Origin of the sequence: Phenylobacterium sp., assembly GCF_022402485.1 — a bacterium.
GTDB lineage: Bacteria > Pseudomonadota > Alphaproteobacteria > Caulobacterales > Caulobacteraceae > Phenylobacterium.
Genome location: NZ_JAKRSA010000012.1, coordinates 26,544 through 41,753, shown reverse-complemented (window position 1 = coordinate 41,753; position 15,210 = coordinate 26,544). Strand labels below are relative to the sequence as shown.

Below are 15,210 nucleotides of genomic sequence, written 5' to 3'. Positions count from 1 at the left end.
TAGGGGCGCACACAGGAAAAACACTACCACAAGAAGCGCGGCCTGCAAGAACAAAAAAAGAACACGTTTACCGCCTCAGGTCCGCCGCCCGAGGCCCACCTGACCGACCGCGCGCCTCAAGCCAGTTCGAACTGGCCCACCCGCTTGCGCAGGATGGCCTCGGCGTCGGCCATGATCTTGTCGATCAGGTCCTTCACCGTCGGGATGTCGTGGATCAGGCCCGCGACCATGCCGCAGGACCAGCCCCCGGCGTCCATCTGACCGTCGCGCATGATGGCCGGATAGACGCCCGCCACTTCCGGCGCGATGTCGGCAAAGGTCAGGGCGGCCCCCATCTCCTTTTCCTTGGCCAACAGGCGCTCCACGCCGGCATTGACCAGCACCCGCTCGGTATTGCGCAGGGGCCGCATGATCAGCCGGGTGTCGAGCTCGCTGGCCTCCACCAGGGCCTGTTTCACATTGGGGTGCACAGGCGCTTCCTGCGTCGCGATGAACCGCGTCCCCATATTGATCCCGTCGGCGCCGAGGCACAACGCTGCGGCCAGGGATCGCCCATCGGCCATGCCGCCCGAGGCCAGGAACGGGATCTCCAGCTCATCGGCCGCCCGGGGCAGAAGGATGAAGTTCGGCACGTCGTCCTCCCCCGGATGGCCGCCGCATTCAAAGCCGTCGACGCTGACCGCGTCACAGCCGATGGCCTGGGCCTTCAGGGCGTGGCGAACCGCCGTACACTTGTGGATCACCTTGATGCCCGCCTCTTTCAGGGCCGGCAGGTACTTCTGCGGATTGTTGCCCGCCGTCTCGACGATCTTGACGCCGGACTTGACGATGGCCTCCACAAAGCCCGGATAGTCCGGCGGCGTGACCGAGGGCAGGAAGGTCAGGTTCACCCCGAACGGCTTGTCGGTCATCCCCCGGCACCGGGCGATCTCGGCGGCCAGCTTCTCCGGCGTCCCCTGGGTCAGACCGGTGATGATGCCAAGCCCGCCGGCATTGGACACCGCCGCAGCCATCTCGGCAAAGCCCACATAGTGCATGCCCCCCTGGACGATCGGATGCTCCACGCCGAGCAATTCAGTGATGCGGGTCTTCATGGCGGCTCCTCCCCGGGGGCTTGTGCTTGTTGGGTCGGAGCCGTGGCCGGAATGGGGGGCGTGTGCAAGGGGGGGGGGTGGGGTGAGGATGTCGATCGCCTGGATGTCTCCGATGGGCTCACAACGGACCTTCAGTGTGTCCGCTGGTAGGCGCTGAGCCTGTCCGGGGCCGAGGGTCTCTGCCGGAACGTGCCGCCCTGACTGTTTAGGTCTCCGCCAAGCGGCAGCACTTCTTGTACTTGCGTCCGCTGCCACACGGGCAGGGCGCATTGGGACGGAGCTTCGGTGGCCGCATCTGTGCGAGCACAGCGCGCGGTACGGGCGGCTTGGTGAAGTTCTTCGCGAACTCCTCCAGCTCGGGATCGGGTGCCCAGGGCCGCCTCAGGCCCATAGCGCCGCACACCCGTAGGTCGGGGTTCAGCAACAGTCCGTACCAGCCGTTGACGCGCTGCTGGTGCTTCTTGATTTCGCAGTGCGCTTCGAGGCGTTGCCGGGCACCTAAGTCGATGTTCGCCGTGATATGAATGCAGATGCCCTCGTCGCCGACAGCGAAGCTCATGTCATGGAGCTTGGAATCACGGCTCGCGAGGGTGGCCAGATTACCCAGGCTGGCGCTGAGGGATCGGTGAGAGTCTTCGCCCAGCCGCAAGAGGAATAGCCCGAGCGCAGCGGCGCGCGGTTCACGCGCGACCTGCTCGATGATGACCGTTAACTTGCTATCCTGCAGTCGGGTCAGGATTCCTGGAGGTGTGCGCGGGCCGGGCAAGCCGACGCGGCGGACCGCCATCGCCGCTTCTAGGTCCGCGGCGAGGCTGTCGTCCAGAAGCCCGAAATCTTGGTCCTCTCCCATCCAGAGGTTTTGGCGCAAGTGGAAGCCCAAGAGGACGACCTCATGGTTGAACATGAGCTTGTCGCCGAACAGGTCGCGCAGGTGCAGATAGTTCAGCAGCCGGAGCGGGCTGCCGAGCATCTCACAGATCGTGTCGAGAGCGAACAGGTCGGTTACCAGCGGTGCGGCCACGTGATCCGCCGGGATCCAGGTAAGGAACTGCCGGACCTGGGCCGCCAGGGCTGGATAGTGGTCGGCGACCAGACAGACAGGGAACACCCGGCGAATCGGGCAGGTTAGCTGCAAGCTCACGCCGTGTTCGTCGCGAAGCTCGTGGCCCTCAAGCAAGGCGAGTGCACAGTCGCGGGCCTGATCGCAAGCGTCCTGGATCGCCCCGCGGAAGTCGGTTTCGATCTGGCCGTCGTCGCCCTGTCGCGCCTTGAGCGTCAGGCGCTTGGCCTTAGTTTGGACGACGAGCGCCATTTCCCCGAACACCACCAAGGTGTCGATCTCGCCGCGCCGTCGAGTACGGTTCGGGCCAGGTAGGATGACGTTACGGTGGACGGCTGCCTTGCCGAACACCCCAGCGAGACAGTTCTTCGCAAATTGCTCTGGATAGTCACCGCGGTGGCGGTTGGCCGTGTCGAAATACTCCCCATCTGCGGCCATCCAGAAGGCGGGGCTCTCGTAGAGCGCTTCGGCCAAGCTGTAGATCTGAAAAAGCACGTAACGTTCGCCGGAAAGCCTGAGCAGCGGCATGGCGTTGGTTGCGTTGAAGTGCTGAACGCCCTGGAACGAAGGGTTGCCGGCGTCAAGCGGTAGGGCAAACGCCTCAAGCACTGGCGTCACCCGAACCACGGTGGTGCGGAGATCGCGTGCGATGTCCGCTGCGGAAAAGGCGAACGCAGGTAGCCAAGGACCCGCCGCGCCGGCCTTGCGCGCCACGCTGACCGCTTGGATCTGACGCACGAGCCGTTCTTCGACGGCCATCACGACATCCCGAGCGAAGGCCATGCTGAAGCCCTTGTGCTTGCGCAACCAGGCGTCATCCGCACCATACCGGGGCACCGCGAAATCCCGGTACTGGAAGCTAAATGCGGCCTCGCCGGAATAGAAAAAGGGCTCCCGCAATGCCTCGCCGCTGTCGCGGCCGGGTACTGAGCCCTTGCCGTCCACGAGGTCACGCATCGTCTGTCGGAACGGCGCGGAAAGGACGTCGTGCATCTCGGCTAGCAAGGCCTCGGCGCGCCGCACCTGTTCAGCAGTTACCGCCGGCGGCGGCGTGGCTTCATCGATCGTCGACTGCGCTAGGAGGCCAACGAGCGTTGAGACTTCGGTGCGGATTAGCCTGTCGGTGCCATACAGGTGGGCGAGGGACGCGCCGGTTAGACCACCTTTAGGTTCGATCACGGCCTCGCCTGAGCGGATAGTGGCGATCGCCTCCGCAAATCCCGGCTCCGCACAGAGGCTCGCGAGGGCAGCAAAGACTGTCGCTTCGTCTCGCGGAGGTGATCGCTTGTAGGTGTCGCTCATGGAGCCTCGATTTCCAACGTGGTGTCATACGCTGCAAATGAAGGTGGGCGGACGGTCCCGAGCCAGGCTTCCTGCAATAGGCGCACCTCCGAGAAGTCGCGTGCGGCGAGCATGACGCCAATCGAGAAGCTGCTGACGGTGCGGAAAAGCCTTAAGGGTGGTGGGCTCAATTTTGTTGGGCTTTCCTGCCGAAGAGTCGGAAAGTCAGGAATCTCTTCTGTTGCTGGGACTGATGCGGTTTGAACAATGACTATGACCCTTGAAGACCATGTCGCTCAGGTCAACGGGGCAGCGTTTTGGAAAGAGTTCACCTTCGCCGAGAACAAGTTCGCGCCGAAGCCCGGACAGGAGCTTGAGTTGGCCGACAACCTAGTCTGGTTCGGCGACTTCGCAATCGCCCTCCAGTTGAAGGAGCGTGAGACGCCGACGGAGGACGCCGACACTGAGGCGAGCTGGTTCAAGAAGAAGGTCCTCGACAAGGCGACAAGCCAGGTGAGGGACACCCTTCGCTTTCTGGACGAAGAGCCGCAGATCAGCATTACCAACGAGCGAGGCCAGGCATTCGACATCCGGCGCGTAGACCTCGTCGACATCCTGAAGATCGTCGTCTTCCAGCCTGGCAAGGCGCTGCCGGACGACTTGGCACTCAAGCGCTTCCACGTCAGTCGCACGGCGGGCTTCATTCACCTCTTGGACATCGATGACTATCGTGGGGTGCTGCACACCTTGCGGGTGCCAGAGGACATCCGCCGCTACTTCGTCTACCGCGAGCAGGTCGCGGGCAAGATCGCGGATCCGGCGGTGATCGAGCCCGACATCATGGGGGCCTTCATCGCCGAGGCCGTGGTTCCTGAAGCGGGGATGCGCGAAATCCTCAGGCGGCTGGTGCAGGACTACGACGCCTTCGATCTCTCGATGCTGGTCGGCAACCTGCACGACCACATTGAGAAGGACGACCAGCCGCTCGCCTACTATCGGATCATGTTGCAGTTCGCCGTCGTCCCGCGCTCGGTATGGCGCGCGATCAAGGAGCGATTCCTGCTATCGCTGGAGGCTGCCAAGGCCGGCAAGTTCGAAATGCCCTACCGCCTAACGTTCCCGGGCAGCCAGTGCACCTTCATGATCACCCCGTTACATCCGGACATCCCCAAGGACGAGCCCGAACGCGAGAAGGCGCGCGTGACGGGCCTGCGGAACCTGACCCACCTGGCCATGTACGACCACAAATCGCCGAAGGGAGTCGGCATCCAGGTCGGCTATGAGGGCGAGCACGTCACCATCGACTGGTGCCTGATCGAGCAGACCTGGGCCCAGGATCCGGAGATGGACGCGACGCTGGCTGAGCGGAGTCCATTCCGCGCCGCAAGCGAAAAGCGGATGGACAGCTTCTTCGTCGTTAATCGCGGCTAGTAGTCCGCTCCGGGCTTACTGTCGGGGCGCAGAGGGCGTGCAGTGTGGGCGCTACTATCAGTGCCCCCGTCAAATTGACGCTGGCTTCGAATGTCCGGGTTGCGGCGTGATCCCAACGTCCACTCCTGGCGCATCGCCGCCGCCATGCCCCAAACGAAAAAGGGCCGGCTTTCGCCGACCCTTTCGCAATCTCTCACGTCTGACGCTACCGCCTCACGCCGCCGGTTGCACACCCGCTTCCGACAGCCACTCCAGGATCTTCTGTTTGGGCATGGCGCCGACCTTCATGGACGACATCTGGCCGTCCTTGAACAGCATCATGGTCGGGATGCCGCGCACGCCGTAGCGGGACGGGGTGGTGGGGCTGTCTTCGATGTTCAGCTTGGCGATGGTGACCTGGCCGGCCAGTTCCTCGGAGATCTGCTCCAGGGCGGGCGCGATCTGCTTGCAGGGGCCGCACCACTCGGCCCAGAAGTCCACCAGGACCGGGCGTTGCGCCTGCAGCACGTCTTTTTCGAAGGACTCGTCGGTGACGGTGACGGTGCTCATGGAAGCTCCTTTTGCGACTGGGGCCTAACGCGCGCCGGGCGCCTCTTGATCCACGGATGTAAGGCCCTGCGGCCCGGCGATCAACTCTCAGACCCCAGATCAGCCAGGGCCTGGGCCATCAGGAATTCTGGCACCGCCATCAGCTTCGGGCCATCGGTCCAGACCAGCGCCGCCTCAATGGCCCGGCCGGGGAACACCTCGGCGAGCACGGCCACATAGAGCGCCATCTGGCGGATATAGGCGCGATGGGCGTCCTCGATGGCGTCGGGCGAGGGGCGGTTGGTCTTGAAGTCCACCACCAGAACCCGGTCTGGGCGAACCACCAGCCGGTCGATGCGGCCGGAGATCTGCAGGCCAGGGGGCAGGGTGGTAGCCCCCCCGGCGATGGCCACCTCGGCCCGGCCGTCGGCGGAAAACACATCGGCAAAGCGCGGATCGGCCAGGACGGCCAGCGCCGCGCCCGCCATCTCGGCCCGCTGGTCGTCGGTGAGGTCGGGCTCCCGGGCGAGGATGGCGGCGGCGGCGGCGGCGCGGCCCTCCAGGGGCAGGTCGGGCAGGATCTGCAACAGCCGGTGGATCAGGTCGCCGCGCCTGAACCGGCCCAGCCCGCCGACCCGGGCCAGGGGGGAGGGGGCGAGGACGTCCTGGACCTCCCCAAGGTCGGCGGGGGAGGCCAGGCGCGCCATCGGGTCGAGGGGCGCGTCGCTGCGGGCCCAGGCCGGCAGGGCGGCGGCGCTCGGGGCCGCACGGGTGCCCTTACCCAGGACCTGCGGGTCCTCGCCAAACCGCTGGGCCATGACCTGGCCGCAGGCGGCCGGCCGCAGATGCGGGGCAATGTCGGGGTGCGCAAAACCCGCCTGGATCGCCGCCCACCAGCCCTTGAGGTTGTCTTCCTTGGCGTCGGCGGCGATCCGGCCGCAGATCACCAGCCGGTCGCGGGCACGGGTCAGGGCCACATAGAGCAGGCGGTAGGCCTCCTCCTCATCCTTGCTGGCCCGGCGCTCCCGGGCCTTCGCCGAGGCGGCGCAGTCCAGGGCCTTGGACGCACACCACAGGAAGCCGCCGTCCTCGGTTTCCAGCAGGGGCGAGCCTCGACCAAGGCTTGAGAGGGTGGTCTCGGGCAGGAAGACGATGGCCGCCTCCAGCCCCTTGGCGCCATGGGCGGTCATGACGCGGACCTCGTCCCTGGCCGCCTCCATCTCCCGCTTGACGGTGATGTTGAGGCCGGCCAGCGCGTCAGTCAGGCCTTCCAGGTCGCAGATGCCCCGCTGCTCGGCGGCCTGGGCCTGGGCCAGGAATTCGTCCAGGGCGTCCTCGGCCTCGGTGCCGAGCCTGCGCACGATCTTCTGGCGCATGGAGGCGCCGGCCCCGTCGCGCAGGGACAGCAGCCGGCCATAGAATTCGAAGGGCCGCCGGCGCTGGGCTTCCTCCCGGGCGGCCTTGAGGAAAGCCAGGGCGTCGGTCCAGTCTGGACGCTCTGGGGCGCGGGCCTGCAGGGCGCTCCACAGGTCGCCGGGCTTGCGGGGCTTGGCCAGAGCATAGAGGGCCTCATCGTCCAGGCCGCAGAACGGGCTTTTCAGCAGGGCCGCCAGGGTCAGCTCGTCCTGGGGGAACAGCACAAAGCGCGCCACCGCCAGCAGGTCATCGAAGATGATGTGCTCCGACAGGGCCAGGCGGTCGGCGCCGGCCACCGGCACGCCGCGCCGTTTCAGGGCCCGCAGGATGTCTTCGAACAACGCCTTGCGCCGGCGGACCAGGATCAGGACATCGCCATAGCGGGCCGGGCGCCAGGCGCCGCGGGTGCCGTCCTCGCCGTCCAGATCCTTGTCGAACACCCCGTCCCCCCTGGCCACAAGGTCCTCGATCTCCCGGGCGATGTTTTCGGCCAGGCGACGGTTGGCGCTGGCCGGGCCGTCGGCGTCCAGCGGCGCGTCCCAGGCCTCCCGGTCCTCGCCCTTGGGCTCCCGCTCCAGGGGCCAGATATCGACACAGCCCCGGTGGTCGCGGCGCATGGGGATGTGGCGCACGGCCTCCTCCCCCCGGGCAGGCGGCACGCCGGCTTGGGTTTCAGGGGCTGAAAACACCGCATCCACATAGTTCAGCACATCGATGGTGGAGCGCCAGGAGGCGGCCAGGGGCACGCTCTGTGCGCGGCCGCCGGCGTCCTGGATGCGGGCCAGATAGGTCTCGGTCTCCAGGCGCAGGCGCTCGGGCGCGGCCCCCTGGAAGGAATAGATCGACTGCTTTTCGTCGCCGACCACGAACAGGCTGCGGGCCTTCTGGCGCTCGCGGCCTTCGCCGGCAAAGAACTCGGCGGTGAGCGCGCTGAGGATCTCCCACTGCTCAGGCGCGGTGTCCTGGGCCTCGTCCAGCAGGATGTGATCGATGCCCCCGTCCAGCTTGTAAAGCACCCAGGCGGCCATGGGGCGCTCGGCCACCAGGGCCCGAGTCTTTTCGATCAGATCGCCGAAGTCCAGCGCCCCGGCGGCGGCCTTTTCCTGGCCGTAAGCCGTCAGATAGGCCTGGGCCAGGACCAGCACATAGGCGCTGTCCCAGGCGATATTGGCCGCCCGGACCTGATCGCGGGCCAGGGCCAGCCGCGCCTGCTCGGCCAGCAGGGCCTGGCGCAGGGGCTCGGCGGCGGCAAAGGCCTTGGTCTTGCCCACCCAGGTGGCAGGCGTGCCCTCGCCCCCGACGGTGAACAGGGCCTTCAGGGCGTCGGACAGGGTCGCCTCGGGGTCGGCCGCCACGGCGGCCAGCGTCATTGCATTGGCCTGGTCGGTCTTGCCCCCCAGGGCCAGGACCTCGGCGGCCTCCCGCCACAGGGCCCGGTCAAGGTCAGCCATGGCTGCGAGGGCCACGGCCTCGGGATCGGTCTCGCCCCTAAAACCGCAGGCGTCCCAAATCCAGGCCAGCGCGCCACTCAGCCCCCCCTCACGGGCGACGAAAGCGTCCAGGGCTCCTCTGCGGGCCTCAAAGGTGGCGAACATCTGCTCAAAGGCGCGGAAATCCAGGCTCACCGACAACCGCGCATAGGCCTGGGCCACGCTGCCCTCGCCGCTCAGGGCATGGCGGGCCACGGCCTGACGGGCGGCCCTGGCGATCAGGGCGGCGGCCGGGTCATCCATCACCCGGAACCCGGGCGAGATGCCGGCCTCCAGGGGGAACCGCCGCAGCAGCTTTTCGCAGAAGGCGTGGATGGTCTGGATCTTCAGACCGCCCGGCGTTTCCAGGGCCTGGGCAAACAGGGCCCGGGCCGCCGATAGCCGCGTAGCGTCATAGTCGCCGGCCTTGCGGCCCTCCAGCGCGGCCAGGGCCTGACGTAGCGCCCCGTCGTCGCACACCGACCACTGGCCCAGGAGGTCAAACAGCCGCCGCTGCATCTCAGCGGCGGCGGCCTTGGTGTAGGTGACACACAGTATGGCGGCCGGCGCTGCGCCGGCCAGCAGCAGCCGGGCCACCCGGTCGATCAGGGTCTTGGTCTTGCCCGAGCCCGCATTGGCGGTGACGAAGGCCGACAGCTCGGGGTCTGCCGCCGTGCGCTGGGGGTTGATGTCGATGCCGATGTCGATAACGGGGCTCATCCCTCCCCCTCGCCATCTTCGCCGCTGGTGGACCACTCAAACACCCGGGCCAGATGGCCATAATCGCCCGCATAGTCGTGGACGAACTGCGGGGCGGTCCGCGACAGATAGGGGCGTTCGGGGTCGTCGAACTGGGTCAGCAGGTTGATGGCGCCGGCCAGGGCCTGTTCAGCGGCGTCCTGGCTGTCCTCGCCGGCGACCGCCCGCACCTCGACCTTGCCGGCGGGGCGGCGGCCGGTGACCTGCAGATAGACGAGGTCGCCGGGGGGCGTGGCCGGCACGTCCTTGAACCCGCCCCGGGCGACGATGGCCCCGGTCAGGGTCAGTTGGGGGGAAAAGCCCGTCTGGACCATCTTCTTCGACGGCGCCTGGCCGGTCTTGTAGTCCAGAACATGGGCGTAGCCGTCGGGGCCGGTCTCGATCCGGTCGGCCTTGGCGGTCAGGATGAAGTCCCGGTCCCCGGCACGCACCGTGATCTGGCCGTTGGCCTCCACATGGATATCGCGCCCGTCGGCCCGCCGCTCGGCCTCCAGGGCCACCACCCAGGCCGCAGCCTCCTGGGCCAGGGCCTGCTCCCGGGCGAGGGACTCCGGTGGCGCACCAGCGGCGGCCAGGGCTTCGAGATAGAGCGCGGCGAACTCTCGCGCAGGGTCCGGCGGCAGGGCCTTGGGGTGGCGGCGGGCGAAGGTCTCAAAGGCCTCATGGATAGCCGTGCCCCGGGCCCGGGCCTCCACAGGTTCATCGGGGCGGTCCAGGCGGTAGAGCCGCAGAATGTCCCTGGCCCAGACGGCATAGGGGTCCCGGGTCAAAGACTCGATGCGGGTGACGGCAAACTGAGTGGGCCGATCGGCCACCGGTGGCCGCGGGGCCGGGCGGGCGATCGGGGCATAGTCTGGGGCGGCGTCCAGGGCCCTGGCCCAGTCCAGAACCTCAGGGCGGCTTGGCAGGACAAGGCCTGCCCCCCGGGCCAGGGTCTCCAGCCGCCAGAGCCAGCGGGACTTCACCGTCGGCTGCCCATCCCGACGCTCAGAATGCAGCAGGACTACATTGGGGGCGCAGGCGGCCTGGGCGAAGTCGTGGGCGGCCAGCCCGACCCGGCGCTCCGGCGGCGGCAGGTTCAGCTGCTTGCGCATGGGCCGCGACAGGAAGGGATCCAGCGGCGCGCCTTGCGGCCAGACGCCCTCTTCCAGACCCGCCACCACCAGACGGTCGGCCCGCACCAGACGGGCCTCGATGGCCCCAAGAATCCGCAGCCGGGGATGGGTGGCCCCGCCGACCCGGATGGTCTCGTCCCCCATCAACCGGATCAGCAGGTCGGCGAAGCCCTTGGGGGTCACCGGCGGCAGGGCTCCGGCCTCCGCCATCAACCCGGCCAGCAGCTGGGACAGCGCCTCGCCCCCGGCCCCGCCCCACAGGCGTCCAGAGCCGCCGCCGGCCTCCAAGGCCAGGGCCTCCAACGCCAGGGCCAGGGCCCGCGCCCGCTCCGCCGCGGGGGCCGGGGCGCTCAGGTCGGTGAGGGGGGTGAGGGCGCTGCGCAGGGCGGTAATCAGGCCACTGGCCCCTGCCCGCCGGGTCTCGTCGGAAAGACCGGCCTCCAGACGCCGGGTGAGGGCGCCCCAGTCGACCGGCCTTGATCCGCGCAGGCCAAAACGCTCCAGGTCGATCAGTCGGGGCTCCAGGGCGTCCTGATGCTCGCCCAGCCGGGTCAGGGGGTGTTTGAGGACCCCCAGCATCAGCACGGGATGGAGCGGTTCGGCGGCCAGCTTCGCCACCATACCCGCCAGCACCCCGGCGGGACAGGCCATCAGGGGCATGCCCACCGAAGAGTCCGGAACGATTCCCCACCGGGCGAGCTTCAACGTCACCCGACGGGCCAGGTTCTGGTCAGGCGCCACCAGGGCCCCGGTCGCGCCTGGGATTTCCAGGGTTTCCCGCAGCAGCAGGGCGGCCACGGTGGCGGCCTCCTCCTCGCTGCGGGCGGTGACCACCGAGAGGCCCGCCAGACCCTCGGCGATGGGGTCTACCCCTTCCTTGGCGCCCTCGGCCCGCAGGTTCTCGATCACGCTCAGCCAGTCGGCGGTGGCCTCAGCCGGGCGCAGGGCCTCATTGATCACCCGCCGTCGCCAGCGGCCCTGGCTCTGATAGGGGGCGGATGCCGGCCAGGTCTTCACCGAGTCCCGGCTAAGGCCCGCCCGGGTCAGCAGCCGGCTCAGCGCCCCTTGCGGGTGCTGCTCATCCACCTTGTCCCAGGCGGTCTGGGCCAGGCTCTCATCAAGGCCCGGCAGGACCACGCAGCCCTGGGGTGCCCTGGCGATCACCGCCAGCAGCTCGGCTGTGGCTGGCGCCGTGCCGGTGGAGCCGGCGGCGACCAGGACCCCCGAGGGCGGTCGCAGGTTCCACTGTTCGGCCAGAGCCCGCAGCAGGGCGACCCGGCGCTGGCTGGTGTCGACGACGCCCAACGCCGCCAGGCGCTCAGGCCACGCGGCCAGGGCGGTTTCCAGGAAACTGCGGGAGACCTGCCAGTGCTCGGCCAGCTCGGCGTCCACCAGACCCGCCAGGGCCCCGGAGGCGTCCACCTCCTCGATCTGCAGGCTGTCGAGAAATCCCCCAAGCGCGTCGGCCAGCTCCAGGGCGGCCGAGGCGTCCAGGTCGCGGGAGAGCAGGTTTTCGTGGGTTTTCACCAGCCGGGTCAGCTCCAGCCGCCGGCGCAGAGGGTCGATGGCGGCTGGCAGCTTTGCGGCCAGATCCCCCGGCTCGAAGGGGGGCTCGCCCGCGTCCAGATCCCCCAGGGGCCGGATCTGCGGTGGCAGCATGGCCAGCCCCCCGCCGGCCGCCAGGAAGGCGTCGGCCAGGACCCGGGCACCCCGCCGGGTAGGGGTCAGGACGGTGGCCTGGGACAGGGCCTCCGGACCCAAGGGGGCCAGGGCGTCATGGAGCCCCTGGGCCAGGTCGCGGACAAAGGGACGGTGGGCTGGAATATTGAACCAGCGCGGTTCAGAGCCGGAAAAGAGCGAGGGTGCTCGGCTCACGGCGCGAGCTTGGCTTCTGCGGCCTCCCGGGCGGCGGGATCGCCCACATGCATCCAGAAGGCGTCCATCACCGCCCCATGCAGGCGACCCTGCTCGGACAGCTTGCGCCAGAGGGGCACGATAGAAAACACGGTCTCCCGGACCTCATCGAGGATCTGTGGCTTGAGGATCTGGAACCCCACATTGGCAAAGGGGGTCGGGGGCTCCGGTGCCGCCGAATGGGTCAGGCGACCGGCCGCGTCCCGGAAGAATCCCTGAGGTCCCTCAAACCCGATGCCCTGGCCACGGGGGACCAGCAGCAGCAGCACATCCATCAGCTCGGGGTTCCAGGCCTGCGCCAGGGTCTGCAAGGGTGGCGTGGTCCCGCCGTTCCAGAGGGAGTCGATATTGGCCACCAGGATCGGATCGTTCCCTAGCAGGCTGCGGGCATGGGCGATGCCGCCGCCAGAATCCAGCAGGGCGGCGCGCTCATCGCTGATCTTGATGCGGATATCGTCCCGGCGGGCCAGGTGGGCCACCATCTGGTCGGCGAAGTGATGCACATTGACCACCGCGGTCTCGACCCCAGCCTCCACCAGCCGGTCCAGGACGTGATCGATCAGGGCGCGGCCGGCCACCTCCACCAGGGGCTTAGGCCGGTGGTCGGTCAGCGGGCGCATGCGGGTGCCCAGGCCCGCCGCCATGACCATGGCGGTCCTGGGGAAGCCGCCGCCGCTCATCGGCGGGCCTCGGGGGGAATGTGGGCGTCAAACCAGGCCTTGACCGGTGCCAGTTCAGGGTCCGCCAGACAGCGCTCGAGATAGCGCCAGGTGCGAGGCATGAACGCCGCGTAGCGCGGGTTGCCAAAGCCGGCCACCTGGCGGGCGAAGATGAACAGAATCCGGGCCGAGTTGAGGGCACCCAGCGCGTGATAATCGGCGCGGAAAGCGTCAGCATCGATCTCGCTGCGGATTGCCAGATACTGAGCCAGGGCCACAGCCTCTCGTTCAGGGGTCACATCGCGCCGGGCGTCATGCAGCAGCATGGAGAAGTCCCAGGCTGGATGGGCCCTGACCGCGTCCTGGAAGTCCAGCAGACCCACCCGCGCCGCCCCGGACCGTTGCGGCAGCCAGATCAGGTTTTCGGCGTGATAGTCCCGGTGACAGAAGACACTGGCCCCGGCCTCTCCGCGGGCGCGGATCGGGGCCCACAGGGCCTCCCAGTGCGCCATGACGTCTGGCGAGAAAGGGGCGAGGCCCGAGAACTTGGGCCACCATTCCAGGAACATGTCGCCCCCGGTGCGCAGCGCCAGGTCATCATAGGTCAGGAACGGCCAGGAGGCCCCCTGGGCCTCCAGCACCGGCGGCGGAACCGCTTGATGCAGCTGGGCCAGAACCTCGACGGCGGCCTCGTAGAGTGGGGTCTCATCCGTCCCGGTCTCGATCAGCCGGGCATAGAGATCATCCCCCAGGTCCTCCAGCACTGCCAGCCCCTCGCCAGCCTCATGGGCGATGATTTCCGGGGCTGACAGCCCCTGGCCGCGCAGCCAACCGGCGGTGGCCACAAAGGCGTCGACCCGGCCAGCGGCCAGGCGCGCCATGGCGTTGTAGCCCGCCGCCCGCCGCTGGTCGGGACTGGCGTCCGGCGGGCAGGGCGCGGTTTCCACCGGCGGCTGGTCCATGAAGATCAAGCTGGCCTGTCCCGGGCGAACCAGACGCTCATAGCGCCGGGTGGAGGCGTCCCCGGCCAGGGGAATCCGCGCGGCGTTGGCCAAGCCATGCTGCTCCAGAAACGCAGCCTTCAGACCCTCACGATCAGAACTCAATCGTACGTCCTTCCCAGGCACCATGGGGCACCAGCCGCGCCCGCCGCGCTGCGCCATCCAGAACCAACTCTATATCCAGCCGATGGGGGGGAAGGCGACCCTCCAGGCGCTGCGGCCACTCGATGATTACCGCCCCGTCCTCCAGGGCCTCATCCAGGCCGATCTCAAAGGCCTCATCGGGGCTGGTCAGCCGGTAAAGATCGAAATGGGCGATAGACAGGTCCGCCCCCTCATAGAACTGCACCAGGGTGAAGGTGGGGCTCGGCACATCCTCGTCCGGGGTGGTGCGGGCGCGGATCAGAGCCCGGGCCAGGGTCGACTTGCCCGCCCCCAGCGGCCCAGTCAGGCAGATGGCGTCGCCCCTACCGAGGACCGCAGCCAGGGCGGTCCCCAGCCGCGCTGTGGCCGCCTCGTCCTCCAGGCGCAGGTCTTCTGCGCGGCAGGGCCTCATGCAAAGGGCCGGTCAGGATCGGCGGGCAACACCCGCTCCACATAGGCTTTCAGGGCGTCGGTCGCCGCCTGGGCGTCTCCGGCAAGGGCGTCGGGGGACACCGCCTGGCCCAGGATCAGGCCATAGCGCCCCCCGCGCTTGTTCAACAGTTCATGGAACAGGGTGATGTCCCGCAGCTCGGCTGAAAAACGGTTGAACAGGTGGAACAAGGTCGACCAGGGGCCGGCGACATGCAGCGGGATAATCGGTGCCTCGTACTTGCGGGCGATGGAGATGGCGCTGCTCATCCACGGGGGATCGGCCAGCAGGCCATCGGCCCCGCGCCGCGCCAAGCGGCCAGACGGGAAAATCACCAGGGCGCGTTCGGCCTCCATGGCCTCGCGGGTGCGCTGCAGGGTCAGGCGGGTGCGTTCGCGGGTGCGCTTTTCCTCGACCCATTCCACCGGAATCAGCACATCGGAAAACCCCGGGGCCACCCGATGGGCGTCCGAATTGGCATAGAAACAGAGGTCAGGCCGCCGGGCCTTGAAGGCGTCGAACACGGCCACCCCATCGGCGATCCCGGTGGGATGATTGGCGATCACCACGACACGGCCCTGGCTGGGCAGGCGTTCCAGACCGCTTACCGACAGCTGCACCTGCAGCAGGCCAGCCACCCGCTCCAGGGCGTCGTGGCCGGGCAGGGGCCCAATGGCATCGGCCATGCGCCGGGCTTTTCCATAGTCCAGCAGGCCATAGAGCATAGGCCTCAGCAGGGGCCAGGTCGGGTGCCGGCTGAGCGCTGGCGCGCGCTCGGCGATCAGCACGTCGACAATATGGTCGCGGGCGTTCCGGGACGGGTTGAGGATATCGGTGGTCGTGGCGACGCTCATGGCGCGGAACAATGCGCCTGAGCCTGCAATTTGGGCAAGCGCTAGGCGAGGGCGC

General features: G+C 68.3%; 10 protein-coding genes. 1 reads left to right on the top strand and 9 read right to left on the bottom strand.

Translation table 11 applies throughout. The annotated features are described in order from the left end of the window. Positions 1-116: 116 nt before the first annotated feature. Positions 117-1,094 (bottom strand): nitronate monooxygenase family protein, encoded by a 978-nt coding sequence (locus tag MH112_RS03955; RefSeq protein ID WP_296564188.1) that lies wholly within the window; start codon positions 1,092-1,094, stop codon positions 117-119. Between the two features lie 205 nt (positions 1,095-1,299). Then, positions 1,300-3,456, bottom strand: a complete 2,157-nt coding sequence (locus tag MH112_RS03950; RefSeq protein ID WP_296564184.1) for an SEC-C metal-binding domain-containing protein — start codon at positions 3,454-3,456, stop codon at positions 1,300-1,302. 252 nt (positions 3,457-3,708) lie between these two features. Here MH112_RS03950 and MH112_RS03945 point away from each other — a divergent pair, with 252 nt between their 5' ends. Then, the gene (locus MH112_RS03945; RefSeq protein ID WP_296564181.1) at positions 3,709-4,866 is read left to right on the top strand and encodes a hypothetical protein; all 1,158 of its coding nucleotides are present in this window, start codon (positions 3,709-3,711) and stop codon (positions 4,864-4,866) included. A gap of 213 nt (positions 4,867-5,079) precedes the next feature. On the opposite strand, the gene trxA is transcribed toward MH112_RS03945, so the two are convergent. From trxA to MH112_RS03910, 7 genes are all read right to left on the bottom strand, one after another. Further along, positions 5,080-5,415 (bottom strand): thioredoxin, encoded by a 336-nt coding sequence (gene trxA, locus MH112_RS03940; protein ID WP_296564178.1) that lies wholly within the window; start codon positions 5,413-5,415, stop codon positions 5,080-5,082. 80 nt (positions 5,416-5,495) lie between these two features. After that, entirely contained in the window at positions 5,496-8,999 is a 3,504-nt protein-coding gene (gene addA, locus MH112_RS03935) for a double-strand break repair helicase AddA (protein ID WP_296564175.1), read from the bottom strand. Then, on the bottom strand, positions 8,996-12,028 hold the full coding sequence (addB, locus tag MH112_RS03930) for a double-strand break repair protein AddB (RefSeq protein ID WP_296564171.1): 3,033 nt from the start codon (positions 12,026-12,028) through the stop codon (positions 8,996-8,998). The genes addA and addB overlap by 4 nt, the downstream gene beginning before the upstream one ends. After that, a complete protein-coding gene (locus MH112_RS03925; protein ID WP_296564169.1) occupies positions 12,025-12,747 on the bottom strand; it encodes a nucleotidyltransferase family protein in 723 nt (240 codons plus the stop codon). The genes addB and MH112_RS03925 overlap by 4 nt, the downstream gene beginning before the upstream one ends. Next, positions 12,744-13,856, bottom strand: a complete 1,113-nt coding sequence (gene amgK, locus MH112_RS03920; protein WP_296564593.1) for an N-acetylmuramate/N-acetylglucosamine kinase AmgK — start codon at positions 13,854-13,856, stop codon at positions 12,744-12,746. The genes MH112_RS03925 and amgK overlap by 4 nt, the downstream gene beginning before the upstream one ends. Then, positions 13,822-14,283 carry a tRNA (adenosine(37)-N6)-threonylcarbamoyltransferase complex ATPase subunit type 1 TsaE gene (gene tsaE, locus MH112_RS03915; protein WP_296564168.1) on the bottom strand — a complete coding sequence of 154 codons (462 nt, stop codon included), beginning with the start codon at positions 14,281-14,283 and terminating at the stop codon, positions 13,822-13,824. Before tsaE ends, amgK begins: the two co-directional genes overlap by 35 nt. Beyond that, the gene (locus tag MH112_RS03910; protein ID WP_296564167.1) at positions 14,280-15,155 is read right to left on the bottom strand and encodes a 1-acyl-sn-glycerol-3-phosphate acyltransferase; all 876 of its coding nucleotides are present in this window, start codon (positions 15,153-15,155) and stop codon (positions 14,280-14,282) included. The genes tsaE and MH112_RS03910 overlap by 4 nt, the downstream gene beginning before the upstream one ends. Positions 15,156-15,210: the final 55 nt, after the last annotated feature.